The sequence below is a fragment of the Rhizobium sp. Leaf311 genome (assembly GCF_001423445.1).
Taxonomy (GTDB): Bacteria; Pseudomonadota; Alphaproteobacteria; order Rhizobiales; family Rhizobiaceae; genus Agrobacterium.
This window is the reverse complement of sequence record NZ_LMNZ01000001.1, coordinates 627,638-644,764: the sequence shown is the minus strand read 5'-3', so window position 1 is coordinate 644,764 and position 17,127 is coordinate 627,638. Positions and strand designations below refer to the sequence as shown.

The 17,127-nt window shown below is 56.6% G+C and carries 15 protein-coding genes; 9 read left to right on the top strand and 6 right to left on the bottom strand.

Features of this window, described 5'->3' with window-relative positions:
* Positions 1–142: 142 nt before the first annotated feature.
* The 8 genes from ASF69_RS03055 to ASF69_RS03020 all read left to right on the top strand — a co-directional run bounded on the left by ASF69_RS03055 (position 143) and on the right by ASF69_RS03020 (position 8,079).
* Positions 143–760 carry a 50S ribosomal protein L25/general stress protein Ctc gene (locus ASF69_RS03055; RefSeq protein WP_062585159.1) on the top strand — a complete coding sequence of 206 codons (618 nt, stop codon included), beginning with the start codon at positions 143–145 and terminating at the stop codon, positions 758–760.
* 313 nt (positions 761–1,073) lie between these two features.
* Positions 1,074–3,464 (top strand): EAL domain-containing protein, encoded by a 2,391-nt coding sequence (locus tag ASF69_RS03050; RefSeq protein ID WP_062585157.1) that lies wholly within the window; start codon positions 1,074–1,076, stop codon positions 3,462–3,464.
* Positions 3,465–3,487: 23 nt separating this feature from the next.
* Positions 3,488–4,204 carry a transporter substrate-binding domain-containing protein gene (locus ASF69_RS03045; protein WP_062585155.1) on the top strand — a complete coding sequence of 239 codons (717 nt, stop codon included), beginning with the start codon at positions 3,488–3,490 and terminating at the stop codon, positions 4,202–4,204.
* 87 nt (positions 4,205–4,291) lie between these two features.
* Positions 4,292–5,008, top strand: a complete 717-nt coding sequence (gene pth, locus ASF69_RS03040; RefSeq protein WP_062585154.1) for an aminoacyl-tRNA hydrolase — start codon at positions 4,292–4,294, stop codon at positions 5,006–5,008.
* Positions 5,009–5,127: 119 nt separating this feature from the next.
* Positions 5,128–5,754, top strand: coding sequence for an exopolysaccharide biosynthesis protein (locus ASF69_RS03035; protein WP_062585152.1), 627 nt, complete (start codon positions 5,128–5,130; stop codon positions 5,752–5,754).
* Positions 5,755–5,899: 145 nt separating this feature from the next.
* Positions 5,900–7,003: a redox-regulated ATPase YchF gene (ychF, locus tag ASF69_RS03030; protein WP_062585150.1), complete on the top strand. Its 1,104-nt coding sequence runs from the start codon at positions 5,900–5,902 to the stop codon at positions 7,001–7,003.
* 153 nt (positions 7,004–7,156) lie between these two features.
* Positions 7,157–7,615 (top strand): MaoC family dehydratase, encoded by a 459-nt coding sequence (locus ASF69_RS03025; RefSeq protein ID WP_244475373.1) that lies wholly within the window; start codon positions 7,157–7,159, stop codon positions 7,613–7,615.
* Positions 7,612–8,079 carry a MaoC family dehydratase gene (locus ASF69_RS03020; protein ID WP_062585148.1) on the top strand — a complete coding sequence of 156 codons (468 nt, stop codon included), beginning with the start codon at positions 7,612–7,614 and terminating at the stop codon, positions 8,077–8,079. The genes ASF69_RS03025 and ASF69_RS03020 overlap by 4 nt, the downstream gene beginning before the upstream one ends.
* Before the next feature lie 125 nt (positions 8,080–8,204).
* Here ASF69_RS03020 and ASF69_RS03015 read toward each other — a convergent pair whose 3' ends face one another.
* The 4 genes from ASF69_RS03015 to petA all read right to left on the bottom strand — a co-directional run bounded on the left by ASF69_RS03015 (position 8,205) and on the right by petA (position 11,682).
* Entirely contained in the window at positions 8,205–8,747 is a 543-nt protein-coding gene (locus ASF69_RS03015) for an adenine phosphoribosyltransferase (RefSeq protein WP_062585146.1), read from the bottom strand.
* A gap of 149 nt (positions 8,748–8,896) precedes the next feature.
* On the bottom strand, positions 8,897–9,784 hold the full coding sequence (locus tag ASF69_RS03010; RefSeq protein ID WP_062585145.1) for a cytochrome c1: 888 nt from the start codon (positions 9,782–9,784) through the stop codon (positions 8,897–8,899).
* 22 nt (positions 9,785–9,806) lie between these two features.
* Positions 9,807–11,090, bottom strand: coding sequence for a cytochrome b N-terminal domain-containing protein (locus ASF69_RS03005; RefSeq protein WP_062585143.1), 1,284 nt, complete (start codon positions 11,088–11,090; stop codon positions 9,807–9,809).
* 13 nt (positions 11,091–11,103) lie between these two features.
* Positions 11,104–11,682: a ubiquinol-cytochrome c reductase iron-sulfur subunit gene (petA, locus tag ASF69_RS03000; RefSeq protein WP_062585142.1), complete on the bottom strand. Its 579-nt coding sequence runs from the start codon at positions 11,680–11,682 to the stop codon at positions 11,104–11,106.
* An 85-nt stretch (positions 11,683–11,767) separates the two neighbouring features.
* Here petA and ASF69_RS02995 point away from each other — a divergent pair, with 85 nt between their 5' ends.
* Positions 11,768–12,925, top strand: a complete 1,158-nt coding sequence (locus ASF69_RS02995; RefSeq protein WP_244475371.1) for an endonuclease/exonuclease/phosphatase family protein — start codon at positions 11,768–11,770, stop codon at positions 12,923–12,925.
* Here the strand turns inward: ASF69_RS02995 and ASF69_RS02990 are convergent.
* A complete protein-coding gene (locus tag ASF69_RS02990; protein WP_062585636.1) occupies positions 12,922–14,796 on the bottom strand; it encodes an ABC transporter ATP-binding protein in 1,875 nt (624 codons plus the stop codon). The two genes, ASF69_RS02995 and ASF69_RS02990, sit on opposite strands and share 4 nt — an antisense overlap.
* A gap of 239 nt (positions 14,797–15,035) precedes the next feature.
* The gene (locus ASF69_RS02985) at positions 15,036–16,892 is read right to left on the bottom strand and encodes an ABC transporter ATP-binding protein (RefSeq protein ID WP_062585138.1); all 1,857 of its coding nucleotides are present in this window, start codon (positions 16,890–16,892) and stop codon (positions 15,036–15,038) included.
* Positions 16,893–17,127: the final 235 nt, after the last annotated feature.

Below are 17,127 nucleotides of genomic sequence, written 5' to 3'. Positions count from 1 at the left end.
TTGTGCCCTCTTTATATTATAGCGCCCGCATCCGTGTAGACACCCTTGGAGGCAACACGGGCGAGATGGCATTCAAAACGCCTCTCCAGTTCCATCCGGCCTGCCGGAGTGAACTCTCCAGACAACCTAAAAGGATTATGCCATGAGCAAAGAATCGTATGAGCTCAAGGCCGAGGCGCGCGAACGAGTTGGTAAGGGGTCCTCTCGTGAACTTCGTCGCAACGGTTTGATTCCTGCTGTCATCTATGGTGACAAGCAAACCCCGATTTCCATCGCGATCTCGACCAACGAGGTCACGAAGCGCGTTCAGGCTGGCGGTTTCATGACCACCATCGCCACGATCGACGTCGACGGCCAGAAGTACAAGGTTCTGCCGAAGGACTACCAGCGCGATCCAGTTCGCGACTTCATGATGCACGTAGACTTCCTGCGCGTATCCGGCAATTCGCAGGTTACCGTCGAAATCCCGGTTCACTTCATCAATGAAGAAAAGTCCGAGATCAAGAAGGGTGGCGTTCTCAACATCGTTCGTCACACTGTCGAAGCCCACGTTCCGGCAAACGACATTCCTGAGGCGATCACGGTTGACCTCGACGGTCTGAAGATCGGCGACAGCGTTCACATTTCGCAGGTCAAGCTGCCGAAGAACGTCGCACCTGTCATCACCGACCGCGATTTCACAATTGCAACCATCGTGCCGCCAGTCGTCGCGATTGTTGATGAAGCAGAAGCTCCGACAGAAGAAGCTTCCGAAGAATAAGTCGCGTTTCGACGCTGCTTTTATGCCTTCTAATGCCTCGCATCCTCAGGATGCGGGGCATTTTTTATGGCCGGATGATATCCATAGATCTTTCAACAATCGCCATCAGAATTATTTAGTGCTGATTAATCATGCCCGGAAACGATAATTCAAAACTTTAAGTTTAGACGTCATACGATTGGTACGTTCGGGACCATTGTCTGAGACTTATCTAATCTGGGACGCGTCACCATTTTCAAACAAGACTTTTTATCGCGTGCTTCTGTTGTATGCGCGGCAAGGGTTGAAGGGCAAAGGGACGGTAGTACGGCATATGACTCACTCCGTAGAAAGTCGCTTCATAGCGATTGTTTCCGGCGCGCTTTTGGCGTTGGTCACTCCGCTCTTCACTATCCTGCTGATGCTTTCCCACCACGAAACCGTCGAAAATCAGAATGACCGTCTGGAAATCCTGCTGGTTGCCAATGCGCAGGCCCTGGGGCGTCCGCTGTGGGATCTCGACGATGAAAGCATCAACCAGATTACCGGAACGCTGGTCACCGATCCTGCCGTCTACATGGTCAAGGTTCGCGACATATTCGGCCAGCTCGATATAACCCAGACCGCCGGCTCCCGTACGCCCTCGGATATCTCGTCTATCAGCCGCGACATCACCTACAAGAACCTCGATGGTGAAACGAAAGTCGGCACCATCACCGTCTTTTACCAGAATGTCGGCCTGTTTGCCTCTCTCGGCACTATCGAGCTTGCGGCCATATCGATCTTCGTCCTCGCCATCTTCACGATTTTTGCAGCCGCCATCATCGGCAACCGTCTGATGGTAATGAAGCCGCTCTTGAGGCTGACGGCAGCCATCGAGGCAACACGGCGTCTCGGCTCCCGCCACCATGTGGACTGGCGATCCGAGGACGAAATGGGCCGCTTGGCGCAAAGCTTCAATGAAATGCAGATTCAGTTGGAGCGGGAAGAGCAAGAAATCAAAAAGGCGCATCAGCGCACGACGGAAATCTACAACCGCACGCCAGCAATGCTGTTCTCGCTGGATCCGACCGATCGCATTGCCGCAGTGAGCGATTATTGGGTAGAGGCGACAGGCTACCAGCGGGCAGACGTTTTGGGCCATAATTTCGCGAGCCTGATCTTCCCGGAAGATCGGGCCCGTTTCGTATTGCGCAAGCACAACGAACACACAACCCATGGCATGGCAGGAAGCTCCGAGCTGACCATAAGGTTCCAGTGCGGCGATGGCCGCATCATGGATGTTCTGATCGCTGAAAAAGCGCTGGATGCGGGCGATGGCCACCACCGCTCCGAATGTCTGAGCGTCATGACCGACGTAACCGAGCTTCGACGCTCGGAATTGCGCAACCGGATGCAGGCCATTTCGGATCACCTCACCGGGCTATTCAACCGTCAGGGCTTCGAAGCCATTCTGGACGAGAAGATTATCGAAGCCGATGAAAACCATACTGAACTCGCCTGCCTTTTCATCGACCTAGACCGCTTCAAGATCATCAATGACAATCTGGGGCACGCGGCCGGAGACGCCGTCCTCAAGGGTTTCGTTGATCGCCTAAAGCTTCTTTTGACGCCCATGGATAGCGCATCGCGCCTCGGTGGAGATGAATTCGCGGTTCTGTTGGCGGGTCCCATGACCCAGCAGCGCGCCGAACGCATCTGCGCCGAAATCTGCGCAATCTTCGATACGCCATTCGATGCCAACGGCCACAGCGTTCGCCTGAGCGCAAGTATCGGTCTGGCGCTTTATCCGAGCCATGCAAAAACCGCCGCCGAGCTTCTGCAAAACTCGGACATGGCCATGTATAGCAAAAAGCGCGCAGGCAAGAACGGTGCGCAAATCTTCGATCCGGCCTTCATGAACGAGGCTCGCGAGCGCGCGGAAATCGAACAGGATATCGAGCAGGCCTTGAAGGAGAACTGGCTGGAGGCCTATTTCCAACCCATCCAGAAGCTGAAAAGCGGTGAAACTGTCGGCTTCGAAGCGCTGATGCGCGTCAGACATCCCCGTAAGGGCCTTCTGTCCCCCGCAGCCATCATCGCCGTCGCTGAAGAAAACGGTTCGATCAGCCGCATCGGCAGCAAAATCCTTGAACACTCCATCCGGAATCTCGCCAAGCTGTCGGAGTTGCCAGGTCTGGAGAACGTCTATGTGGCCGTGAATTTTTCCGCGCTACAGTTCGAGCCGGGCTTGCCGACCAGAATTGCCGGGCTTCTCTATCGCCATGACATCATACCGAGCAGACTGGTCATCGAAATCACCGAAGCCGTGTTGATGCATGACGACCCGCAAATCCGGGCTGTGCTGGATGCCATACGTCAGCTGGGCTGCCGTATTGCACTGGACGATTTCGGAACGGGCTATTCCTCGCTGAGCTATCTCAATCGTTTCCCGGTCGATATCGTCAAGATCGACCAGTCGTTTACACGTTCCATTCGTGATAAGGTCCCAGAGATCAGCCAGAGAAGCCGAATGCTTGTGGAGGGCATCAGCGCCATTTCCCACAAGATGAACTGCGTGGTTATTGCCGAAGGTATCGAGTCCGTAGAGCAGCAGGAGATGCTCAAGGATATTGGGGTGGATTGCGGACAGGGCTATCTCTTCGCGCGCCCACAACCTATCGACGCCTATATTGCGGAATTTGAACAAGCAAATAACCAGGCCATTGCAAAAGTAGGAACATGACTTCATCGGGGGGATGGAAGTGAATGTGGCGCATCATTTTATTTTCGATTGCTTTTTTTATAACCTCATCGGCTTCGTCCGAGCAGCTTTTCATCACGACGGAGGAATATCCACCCTACAATACACGCGGGACTGACGGGCAGCCCCGCGGGGTCTACATGGACCAGCTCAAGATTATATTCGCCAGAGCCAAGGTCGACTACGATGCGACGGTCACGCCGTGGGCGCGCGCCATCGCACTTGCAGAAAGCAAGCCGATGCACTGCGTTGTGGCGGCGGCGCGAACGCCGGAGCGTGAGGCGCAGTTCAAGTGGGTGTCTCCGGTTCACACCGACAGGAATGTGCTCGTCGGCCTGAGAGAACGGCGTCTCAAGATCAAAAACCTCGACGAGGCCAAGGACTATCTGATCGGCACCCAGCGCAACGACTATACCCAGTCGGTTCTGAAGTCGCTGGGATTCACCCATATCGACCTCAGCGCCGATTTCGACAAGACGCTGTCGAAACTGGCCGCCGGACGCATAGACCTGATGCCCATGTCTGAAAGTGCGCTTCGGAAACTGCCGGGCGCGAGCTTCCAGGAGGTTGTGGTTCTCACAAACCAGAGCCTGGGAATGGCGTGTAATCGCTCCGTTCCAGATGAGTTGATCAGCAGAATGCAGGTCACTCTCGATGCCTTGATCGCAGACGGAACCCAGCGCAAGATTTACGAGAAATATGGTCTCGTCATTCGCCAATGATTCCCGGCAGGCGATAAAGACGTTGACTTCAGCTCGTTTTTTCGGTGGTGAAAGGCAATCGTCAATCGAAACTGAGCGGACACGTCAATGATCATCATTGCAGGCCTCGGAAATCCCGGCACGCAATATGCAGCCAACCGGCACAATATCGGCTTCATGGCAGTGGATGCCTTGCAGCGTCTACCTTCCTTTTCGCCATGGGCGAAAAAGTTCAAGGCCGAAATTTCCGAGGGCGAAATCGCGGGCGAAAAGATATTGTTGATGAAGCCGCTGACCTTCATGAACCTCTCCGGCGAGGCCGTTGGCGAGGCAATGCGTTTCTTCAAGGTGAAGACCGGCGACATCATTGCCATTCATGACGAACTCGATCTGGCGCCCGGCCGCGCCCGCATCAAGATTGGCGGCGGCCATGGTGGGCATAACGGCCTGAAGTCGCTGGATGCCCATTGCGGCAAGGAATACAGGCGCTTGCGGCTTGGCATCGGTCATCCTGGCGACAAGGAGCGCGTTCACGGGCATGTTCTCGGTGACTTCGCCAAGTCTGACAAGACATGGCTGGAGCCGCTGCTCGATGCCATCGCTGACAATGCTGACCTGCTCGTCAAAGGCGAAGACTCGCAGTTGATGAACAAGCTGGCGCTGGCCGTTGGCGTAAAGACCGAAGAAAAGCCGGCAGCCAAACCATCAAAGCCCGCCGCGCAATCCCACATCCATCAGGCCCGCAATTCAGCCCAGCCGAAGAAGCTTCCGGAGACCGGCCCCATGGCGGAAATGCTGAAAAGAATGTTTGCCAAGAAGGATTGAGAGTGGCACCGACCACTTCGCTGCCGCTTGAAACTTCGTCACGCCTCCCCATTTCAGCCTGATGAAGACATCTGACCGCCATTGCGGGCGCCGCTGCGCCGCCCAGAAACATCCAGACCATGGATGATCCTGCGAGCCAACAGACAATGGCGGCCGCACTTGGCCGGCTTCCCGAAGACCTGCCGGAGAAGGTCACGCTGGAAGGGCTGCTCCAGAGCCTTGGCGACAAGGCCATTGCATTTGTTCTGGTCGTCTTCGCCATACCCGCAATCATACCGACACCCGGCATTCCGGCGGGCATGATCTTCGGAACGGCTTTGGCCATCCTGTCCCTGCAGATCATGTTTGGCGCGAAAAAACTGGTGCTTCCTGGGTTTCTTGGCCGCCTGTCGATCTCGCGCTCCATCATAGAGCTGACCGCATCGAAGGCTGCACCACGGCTTGCGAAGCTGGAAAAGATGCTGCGACCACGCGGCCATGTGCTGTCGAAACATCTCAGCCCGGCGGTTATCGGCATCGTCATTTTCCTCATGGCGGTCCTCATTGCGCTGCCCATTCCCTTTGGAAACGTGCTGCCCGGCCTTTCGGTGCTAGCGATTGCGCTTGGCCTGGCACAGAAGGACGATGTCGCCGTCTTGACCGGCTTTGCCCTCGCGCTGCTGTCCATGGTGACAAGCGTGGCGATTATCTATGGCGGATGGGCCCTGATTTCGAACTGGTTCGGCCTCGGTCAGGCGGCGGCCTGAGGCAGTTCGTTGCTCAATGAAAACGCTCCAGGCCTGCAATTTGCGCGAATCCTCAAGCTTTCCGGCAACAAGGCTTGACCTTCCCCTGCCCATTCCGCAAAAGGCTGGCTAACGGAATTCTTGAGAACAGAGACAGGTTCAAGCCATGGGCTTCAAATGCGGTATCGTCGGTCTGCCGAATGTCGGCAAGTCCACACTTTTCAACGCGCTGACGAAAACGGCGGCTGCGCAGGCGGCAAACTATCCCTTCTGCACGATTGAGCCCAACACAGGCGAAGTTGCCGTACCGGATCCGCGCATGAAGGTTCTGGCCGATATCGCCGGTTCCAAGGAACTCATCCCTACCCGCATTTCCTTCGTTGATATTGCCGGTCTGGTTCGCGGTGCCTCCAAGGGTGAAGGCCTCGGGAACAAGTTCCTCGCCAACATCCGCGAAGTCGACGCCGTCGTTCACGTTCTGCGCTGCTTTGAAGACGACGACATCACCCATGTCGAAGGCCGCATCAACCCGGTTGGCGATGCCGACACGATTGAGACCGAGCTGATGCTCGCCGACCTCGAAAGCCTCGAGCGCCGCGTTGAGCAGACGCGCAAGCGCGCATCTTCCAAGGATAAGGATTCGCTTGCCCAATTGCCCGTCATGGAAGCGGTCATCAAGCTGCTGAATGAAGGCAAGCCCGCCCGCCTTCTCTTGAAGACGCTTGCTGCCGACGAAATCGAAGTGCTGAAGGGGCTTAACCTTCTGACGTCGCACCCCGTGCTCTATGTCTGCAACGTATCTGAAGCGGATGCCGTCGATGGCAATGAGCACACCAGGGCCGTTGCCGAAATGGCAAAGGCGCAGGGCGCGGAATGCGTCATCATTTCTGCGGCGATCGAATCCGAAGTCGCCCAGCTTCCTGAAGAAGAGTCCAAGGAATTCCTCTCGGCTCTCGGTCTTGAAGAGGCTGGCCTTGATCGGCTGATCCGTGCAGGTTACCACCTGCTCGACCTCATCACCTATTTCACCGTTGGCCCGAAGGAAACGCGCGCATGGACCATCGTGCGCGGCACCAAGGCGCCGGGTGCAGCCGGGGTCATCCACACCGATTTTGAACGCGGCTTTATTCGCGCCTTTACAATCGCTTACGACGACTACGTCACCTATAAGGGTGAAGTCGGAGCAAAGGAAGCCGGCAAGGGCCGAGATGAAGGCAAGGAATATGTCGTCAACGACGGCGATGTCATCCACTTCCGCTTCAACACCTGAGGCACACGCCCTCCGCAAGAAGCCCGCGCATCGTCGCGGGCTTTTTGCGTTGACCGCCAAGTTTTGCATAAACCCCGGCAATATTACCTTTACGTAAAAGGCCGATTTACGATAGGCTTTAGCCCAATCGTGCTGCGGAAGAGGAGTCTGTCAGTGAAATACGGATTTGAGGATTTTACGCCGGGCCGGAGCTTCCCGCTCGGACCAAAACTGGTCACTGCGGAGGAAATCATCGAGTTTGCGGAAGAGTTCGATCCGCAGCCCATGCATCTCTCGGAAGAAGCCGGGAAAGCCAGCATTTTAGGGGGGCTTGCGGCCTCAGGCTGGCACACATGCGGAATGCTGATGCGCATGACCGTCGACAGCTATATCAGCCACTCGCCCTCACAGGCTGGCCTCGGCGTCGATCTGGTGGAATGGAAGAAGCCCGTTCTGGCGGGTGACACGTTGAGCGGCACAACAACCGTGATCGACCAGAGGGTCAGCAAGACGCGGCCCGGCATGGGCGTCGTGAAGCTGCGCCACGAGCTGCAAAACCAGCGCGGACAGATTGTGTGCATAGTAGAGTTGAATGCCATGCTGGCCACCTCCGCAGAAACGGCAAACGCATGAAATTCATCGACCTCTACCCGACCGATGTCCGCCTGGAGCTTGGTACGATCCATTTCTCTGCCGCTTCAATCATTCGCTATGCGGAAAAATTTGATCCGCAGCCCTTCCATCTGGATGCGGAAGCCGCGAAGAACTCCGTCTTCGAAGGTCTCTGCGCCTCCGGATGGCAGACCAGCGCCTCCTGGATGAAATGTTTCCTGAACTTCTGGTCAAAGGAAGCAAAGCGGCTGGTGGCGCAAGGGATAGAACCGCCCAAGCTCGGCCCCTCCCCTGGTTTTCGCGATCTCAAATGGCTTCGCCCGGTCTATGCCGGCGATGACGTGACCTATTTCACGACAATGAAGGCATCGCGCGCCTTGGCATCACGACCCGGCACCTACATGAACACGACACTCAACGAGGGCGTTAATCAGCATGGTGACGTCGTGGTGACGTTTGAGAGCAACGTTCTGGAATTCGATTAGACGCGATCGCCCTTCACAGGATCTGTAGCCTTGCAATAAAAAAGCCCCATGACGGGGCTTTTCTTACGCCTGCATTCTGGTGCAGCGTGATCGGCGTAGAGCATTTCCTTGTAAATGGAAAGGCTCTAGTGGCCCGAGAACTCCACCAGTGTGCGCACTTCGACACCCAGATCCTCCAGCTTCTTTCGGCCACCCAGATCGGGAAGATCGATGACGAAGCAGGCAGACACGATTTCAGCGCCCATCTGGCGCAGAAGCTTGACCGCACCTTCTGCGGTTCCACCCGTTGCAATGAGATCATCGACAAGAATGACCTTTTCACCGGGCTGAACGGCGTCCACATGCATTTCCATCTCATCGACGCCATATTCGAGACTGTAGGCCACGCGCACCGTCGTGTGGGGCAGTTTACCCTTTTTGCGGATTGGGACGAAACCGGCTGAAAGCTGATGTGCAACGGCTCCGCCAAGGATGAAACCGCGCGCTTCCATTCCCGCGATCTTGTCGATTTTCGTACCCGCATAGGGCTGCACCAACTCATCTACCGCCCGGCGGAAGGCACGCGGGTTGCCCAGCAACGTCGTAATGTCGCGAAAGATGATCCCTGGCTTGGGATAGTCATGAATGGAACGAATGGCAGCAGCGAGCTCCGAGGCGATGACGGTCATGGAATTTCCGATGGTGTCAGGATTAAAAGTGAGGCAACTTTAACAACTCAGCCCAAGCAGACCAATAGGAAAACAGGTGCAAAGGGCATGGAAAAAGCCCTCACGCGTTAACGTGAGGGCCAGTGTCTTGATATCCTTGATGTTGGAGATCAGTGCTCTTTGCGGGAGTACACCGACTTCTTCGTCAGATAGATCAGCGCCGTAAAGATCAGCAGAAACACGATGACCATGAAGCCGGTGCGCTTGCGCTCTTCCAGATGCGGCTCAGCAGCCCACATCAGGAAAGCGGAAACGTCCTGAGAATACTGGTCCAGGGTCTGCGGCGTGCCATCATCATAGGTCACCTGATCGGCGCTGATGGGCGGGGCCATCTTGAGCGCGATTGCGCTGGCGAAATAAGGGTTGAAGTGCGTGCCTTCAGCGACTTCGATACCTTCCGGCGGCTCCTGATATCCCGTCAGCAGCGCATGGATGTAATCCGGGCCGCCTTCCTGATATCCGCCGAGAATGGGGATCATGTCGAAGATGAACTGCGGGAAACCGCGTTCCACGCCACGGGCCTTCGCCAGAAGCGACATATCGGGAGGAGCGGCGCCGCCGTTCGAAGCTGCAGCTGCTTCCTTGTTCGGATAGGGCGACGGGAAATGGTCGGATGGCACAGCCTTGCGCGAGAACATCTCGCCATCGGCATTTGGGCCGTCCTGCACTTCATATTCGGCAGCAAAAGCCTTCACCTGTTCCTCGGAGTAACCCAGATCTTCCAGCGTGCGGAAGGAAACGAGACTCATCGAGTGGCAGGCAGAACAGACTTCCTTGTAGATCTTCAATCCACGCTGAAGCTGGCCCTTGTCATATTTGCCAAATGGACCGGCGAAGGACCACTTTTCTTCATGTGGCTTGAGGACGGGAAAGTGCCCGCCTGCAATGGCATGTTCGGTCTGGGCCTTCAGGTCGTGTCCTTCTTCCGCGGCGAAAGCCGCGGATCCGAAGCCGCCCATGGCAGCGATAAGCGCGATGCTCGTTACAAGCTTTTTCATTGTAATCGTCCTTCTCTCACGCTCATATCTTGACGGCGGCCGCAGGCGCGGCGGCTGTCTTGCCGTTCTTTTCAAGAACAGCTTCGGTGATGGAATTCGGAATACGTCGCGGCGTCTCGAACAGGCCAAGCAGCGGCATGATGACGAGGAAGAAGCCGAAGTAGTAAACCGTTCCGATCTGCGAAAGCGTGACGTAGGTGCCTTCTGCCGGGCGGGAACCGAGCCAGCCGAGCATGATGGAGTTTACGACGAAGACCCAGAAGAACATCTTGTACCAGGGGCGATAGACAGCCGAGCGAACCTTCGATGTGTCCAGCCATGGCAGGAAGAACAGCACGACGATAGCACCGAACATGACCAGAACGCCGCCGAGCTTGGAATCGATCGGGCCAACGTTGAAGGTAATCGCGCGAAGCATGGCGTAGAAAGGCAGGAAGTACCACTCAGGCACGATATGTGCCGGTGTCTTCAGAGCGTCCGCCATGATGTAGTTGTCGGGGTGGCCAAGGAAGTTCGGCATATAGAACACGAACCACGCATAGGCCAGAAGGAAGATGGAAAGGCCGAGTGCGTCTTTCAGCGTTGCATAGGGCGTAAACGGAACGGTGTCCGTCTTGCTCTTGATTTCAACGCCTGTCGGGTTGGTCTGGCCAGTCACATGCAGTGCCCAGATGTGCAGGATGACGACACCGGCAATCATGAAGGGCAGAAGATAGTGCAGCGCGAAGAAGCGGTTCAGCGTAGGCTGATCAACCGCAAAGCCGCCGAGCAGGAACTGCTGGATCCACTCGCCGACGCCAGGAAACGCGGTGAAGAAGCCGGTGATAACGGTTGCACCCCAGAAGGACATCTGTCCCCATGGCAGAACGTAACCCATGAAGCCGGTCGCCATCATCAGCAAAAAGATGACGCAGCCGAGAATCCAGAGGATTTCACGCGGTGCCTTGTAGGAGCCGTAGTAAAGTCCACGCGCAATATGCAGATAAACGGCAATGAAGAAGAAGGACGCACCGTTGGCGTGCATGTAGCGCAACAGCCAGCCGTGGTTCACGTCGCGCATGATCTTTTCGACCGAATTGAACGCAACCGTCGTCTCGGCTGCATAATGCATGGCCAGCACGACGCCGGTCAGAATCTGCACGATCAGCATGACGGCAAGCATCGCACCAAAGGTGTATGCGTAGTTGAGGTTGCGCGGAACCGGATAGGCTATGAAGCTGTCATAGACCATGCGCGGCAGTGGCAAGCGGGAATCGACCCATCTTTCGATACCGGTCGAGGGCTGGTAACTGGAATGACCACTCATTTCATATGTCCCCTTATCCGATCTTGATCACGGTATCGGATGTAAATGCGAAGGTCGGAATATGCAGGTTCTCCGGCGCCGGACCTTTGCGAATGCGGCCCGCCGTATCGTAGTGCGAGCCATGGCAGGGACAGAACCACCCGCCGAAATCGCCGGCTTGACCCAGCGGAACACAGCCAAGATGCGTGCAGGAACCGACCATGACGATCCAGTTTTCCTTGCCCGCGCCTGCGGAACGATCGACATCCGTCGCCTGTGCGGTGGCATCGAGATTGGCGTTACGCGCAACGGGATCCTTGAGCTCAGCCAGCTGGACGGCATTTGCTTCTTCGATCTCTTTTGGAGTTCTGTTGCGAATGAAGATCGGCTTGCCGCGCCACTTCACGGTCAGAGACATGCCCGGCTCCACGCTTGCGACGTTGACTTCGATGGAAGCCAGAGCCAGCGTCGATGCATCGGGACGCATCTGGTCAATGAAAGGCCAGGCAACTGCGGCAGCGCCAACTGCGCCAGCCATACCTGTTACAAGATAAAGAAAATCGCGACGGGTGGGTTCACCCGAAGCGTCATGGTCATTTACGTGCTCGCTCACCGCTACACCATCCTCTGCGCTGATTTTGTTGAAAGTCGCATGAGTCCTCCAGCTATGTTTTGATCCAGGACAAACTCGATCCCCCTTGTCCCGGATACCGCGCGACGAGAAATCGCGCCTATTCTGCTTGATCGCAAAATATGCCGGACCTTGGCAAGAGGAAAGCTCACAAAGCTGCCGTAATTCTGCCTTGTCAGGTCATTTTTCTCCGTCTTTTCCCGTCCTGCTGGCCATCATGCAACATTGTGCCGGAAAATCGCGCGTGTTAAGCAGAATCAGGGAGAGCCCTTCAACGAGGTTTTTAATTTTGAAAGCTAGGCTCACCTGTGTCGTTGCGTTTGCGCTCACACTTTCGTTGGCAGTCATAAGTCTTCGATATGTCTTCGATTTCTGGATTTTGGCCTTCGTCACCAGTTTCCAGTTGCATATCGCAATTATGGTCGCCCTCACCTCACTGTTGGGCCTGGCTGTACTGCGGTCCCGCATCTTCGTTTTACTGCTGATCTGGGCAATCGTACTGGGTGCCCACACCCTCTACATGCACCGGGAATTCGTCACCGAAGCCTATGCTCCGAAGGACGCGACACCGTTCCGGCTGCTTTCCTTCAATGTGCTGATGGAAAACGGCGCCAATGCCGAATCAATCGCGGACGCGATCCTCGCACAGAGGGCAGACGCTGTTTACGTCATGGAGGCTGCGGCACTGAGAAGCGTGCTGCCGCGCCTGCAGCAGACTTACCCGTATCGCTTGGGATGCGGCGAAAAAACGCAGTCCTGCGATCTGCTGATCCTGTCAAAGCTGCCGCTTATGGATGCGGGTATCGGCAGCCTCAGCTATGTCAGCCGCGACCGCTTCGCAATGGCCACCATCGAACCGGCGGGCATCAAGCTGACCCTCGTGGCCGCCCATCTGGCAAAACCGTATTTTGATGAATATCACCGCAATGAGCTGAGCCGCATCCAATTGGCCATCGCCTCGGTCAGCGGCCCAGTCATACTCGGCGGCGATTTCAACTCGGCCAGCATTGCCCCCGATATGCGGGAATTCCTGCTCGCTACCGATCTGAAAAAGGCCCAATGGGAGCCGGCCACATGGCCCATACCTGCGGGAAAATTCGGCATCGCGATCGATCACATATTCGCCCGCGCACCAGCTACGCTCATTAAGACCGAGCGATTGCCAGACAATCTGGGGTCCAATCACTTCGGACTGGTTGCCGATTTTGCGATTGCGAAGCCTTAAACAGGCTGAACCGTTTCGTCCGATAAGAGGAAGCCGCCAGACTGGCGTGCCCACAATTCGGAATAGAGCCCGCCGCTGGCGACGAGCTGGCTGTGGGTACCCTGCTCCACAATACGCCCAGCATCCATCACCACCAGCCGGTCCAGTGCCGCAATCGTCGATAGGCGGTGAGCGATTGCTAGAACCGTCTTGCCCCGCATCAACTCGTCCAGATTGCTCTGTATGGCTGCTTCCACTTCCGAATCCAGTGCCGATGTCGCCTCGTCCAGCACAAGAATTGGGGCGTCCTTCAGCATCACGCGGGCAATGGCAATGCGCTGGCGCTGTCCACCAGAAAGCTTCACGCCGCGCTCGCCCACATGGGCGTCCAGCCCCTTGCGCCCGCGCTGATCTTCCAGCTTATCGATAAACTCATCCGCCCGCGCCCGGCGTATGGCTTCCAGCAATTGCTCCTCGGTCGCGTCCAGACGTCCGAACATGATGTTGTCGCGGATGGAGCGGTGCAGAAGCGATGTGTCCTGCGTAACCATTCCGATATGGGAGCGCAGCGTTTCCTGCGTTACCGCCGCAATATCCTGTCCGTCGATGAGAATGCGGCCCTTTTCGACATCATAAAAACGCAGCAGGAGATTGACCAGCGTCGATTTCCCGGCCCCGGAGCGACCGACAATGCCAACCTTTTCTCCCGCCGCAATATCAAGGCTGAGATCATCGATCACGCCTTTGCCACGGCCATAGTGGAAACTGACGTGATCATAGCGAATGGCTGGACGTGCCACGGACAATGCCTTGGCGCTTTCGGCGTCCACCAATCCCAGCGGCTGAGAAATCAGTTCGGCGGCGTTTTGCACCGTCCCAAAATTGCGCATGATGCCGTTGAACTGCGTCATCAGACGACCGAGCAGGAAGTTGAGGCGCAGCACGAGCGCAAGCGTAAAGGCAACCGCCCCGGAACTGATCTTTCCAGACAGCCAGAGATCGATGCAGAGCGCGGCCATGGATGTGATCATGATGCCTGACAGGAGCGCCATGGATGCCCGGACCCCGGTGATGAAGCGTGTAAACATCATCGTCGTGTTCTGGAAGATGTCGAAACCCTGCCGCATGTAGCGGTCATTGGCGTCGTCGCGACCGAAGAGCCTCAGGGTCTGGATATTGCTGTAGGCATCCACCATGCGGCCAGACAGCATGGATGCAGCTTCTGCCGTCTCGCGGGAGTGCTTGCGGATGCGCGGCACGAAATAGCGCGCCAGCATCGAGAATATGCCGACCCAGACCAGAACGACAACCGCCAGCCGCCAGTCCAGCCCGCCGATCAGAAACAGCATCGAGACCGAATAAATGCCGACGAACCAGACGCTTTCCATCAGCGAGGTCACAAGATCGCCCGCCGCCTGCCCGCCGGACCAGACCTTGGTGACGATGCGGCCCGAGAAATCATTCTGGAAAAATGTGAGCGATTGTCGCGCGACATGCATATAGGACTGCCAGCGCACGAGATTGTAGAAACCGGGCGTGATGATCTGCTGATCGACCAGTGCCGTCAGCATGGTCACGACGAAGCGGACGACGGCAATGAGGAACAACATGCCGATCAACTCGTAACCGTGCCCGGCGATCAGCCCTGCCCAGCCATCGCCGGGCTTTACGCTCGAGAGAATGTCCACCAGCCTGCCGACGAACCAGAACAATGCGGCCTCGATGGCGGCCGTCATGCCGCCAAGAACGAGCATGGCGAAAAACGGCGCCTTGGCCTGCCTCAGATAAAACCAGATGAATGCGAAGGTATCTTGCGGCGGACGAAGATCGTCCTTGCGGGCGAAGGGCTTGATCCAGTTCTCGAAAACGCGAAAAATACGGGTGATAAGCATCATTCCGATATAGGCGGTTTCATCGGACGGGCAAAGCGGCGGCTGGATTATATTTTAGTAATGAGATTGGTGGAGGGAATGCTTTGTCCGCTACGATTTCAACCACTCCCTAACCCCGGCCTTGAGCCGGGGTCCGGCAGCGCCGCGTCTGCGCTGCAAAAGAGCTTTTTTCGATCAAGGCCTTGATCAATCTGGCCCCCGGCTCAAGACCGGGGTGAGGGAGTGGGGGAAGCAGAAACCTACTCCCCTGCCACCTTCATGTCCGGCTCTTCTTCGGAGATGAACCCGCCGGACTGACGCAGCCACAGATCGGCATAGATGCCTCCCTGCTCCACCAGTTCCGTATGCGTGCCAGCCTCGACGATCTTGCCCTTGTCGAGGATGATGAGGCGATCCATCTCGGTCAGCGTCGACAGGCGGTGGGCAATCGCGATTACCGTCTTGCCTTCCATCAGCGCAAACAGGTTTTCCTGAATGGCCGCTTCGACTTCCGAGTCGAGCGCCGAAGTTGCCTCATCGAGAATGAGGATCGGCGCATCCTTGAGGAACACGCGGGCAATAGCGATACGCTGGCGCTGACCACCGGAAAGCTTGACCCCACGTTCTCCGACCTGCGCGTCCAGCCCCTGATGCCCATGCATATCCACCAGCGTTTCGATGAAGTCCCAGGCATTGGCGCGCTTTGCTGCGGCAATGATCTCTTCGTCCGTCGCTCCGGGATGACCATAGGCGATGTTTTCGCGGATCGTGCGGTGGAGCAGCGACGTATCCTGCGTCACGACGCCGATCAGCGAGCGCAAACTATCCTGCGAGACATTGGAAATATCCTGCCCATCGATCAGGATGCGGCCCGACTCCAGATCGTAGAAACGCAGCAGCAGGTTCATCAGCGTGGTCTTGCCAGCGCCGGAGCGACCGACGAGACCGACCTTTTCGCCCGGCTTGATGTTGAGAGACAGGTTCTCAAGAACGCCCTTGTTCTTGCCATAGTGGAAGCGGACGTCTTCAAAGATGATTTCACCCTTGTGGGCAGACAGCGCCGGCGCATTGGCGGCATCCACGATATCGTGCGGCTTGGACATCATGTTCATGCCGTCATAGACGGTGCCTATGTTCTCAAACAGCGATGTCACTTCCCACATGATCCACTGCGACATGCCGTTGACGCGCATGGACAGGCCGATGGCAACGGCAACCGAGCCGACGGATACCGAACCCATCATCCAGAAATAGAGACCCAGCGACGTGGTGGAAAACATGACGAGCGCATTGTTGATATCGATGGCGATGTTAAACGCGGAGATGCGGCGCATCTGCCGATGGACCGTCTTGAGGAATATGTTCATGCCTTCACGCGCATAGACCTCTTCACGGCCCGCATGGGAAAACAGTTTGATCGTGGCAATGTTGGTGTAGCTGTCTACGATGCGGCCCGTCATCAGCGACCTCGCATCCGCCTGCTCACTGGCAAGGCGGCCAAGCTTCGGCACGAAATAGGTCAGGATCGCAATATAGGCGGAGAGCCAAACCACCAGCGGAATGACCAGACGCCAGTCAGCCGCCGCAACCAGAAACAGCATCGAACCGACGAAGCTGATGGCGTAGACGAAGACGTCGATGATCTTCAGCGCCACTTCGCGGATGGCAAGCGCTGTCTGCATGACCTTGGTGGAAACGCGACCGGCAAACTCGTTTGCGAAAAACGTCATGGAATGACGCAGCAGGAACCGGTGCATGTGCCAGCGGGCAATCATGCCGAAGTTTCCAGCCAGCGTCTGGTGCATGGTCATCGTATGGATGGACCCCATCAAGGGCAGCGCGACCAGTACGATTGCGGCCATGAGGATGAGGCGCCAGCCCTCATCCTGCAGGAATGTCTCCCGGTTGGCAGAAGACAGCCAGTCCACGATGTTGCCCAGGAACTGATAGAGCATCACTTCGGCAATCGCGATGCCCATGGACATCAGGCCGAGCAGCAGCAGCCACGGCGCAGCAGGCTTGACGTAGTGCCACATGAAGGGCAGCAGCCTGCCGGGTGGAACAACAGGCGTTGACGCGGGAAATGGATCGAGACGTTTTTCAAACCAGCCGAACATGGCCAAGCTCCGGACAAAAATAACCCGAATTAACGGCCGCAGGGCGAAATAAGCGCCAGGGCCTGAACGGGAAGAACATTGAACATGGCCGCAACAGCCACATGACGAAAGGTAAAAACAGGAAAGTGCGGACGAACCGCTGGAAACACCTATGCCTGTAGCGGCACGACAAGGGCCGGGAGGCGATATCGAACGAGCATATTCATCTGAACCTCCTTGGCTGGTGTTGAAGATG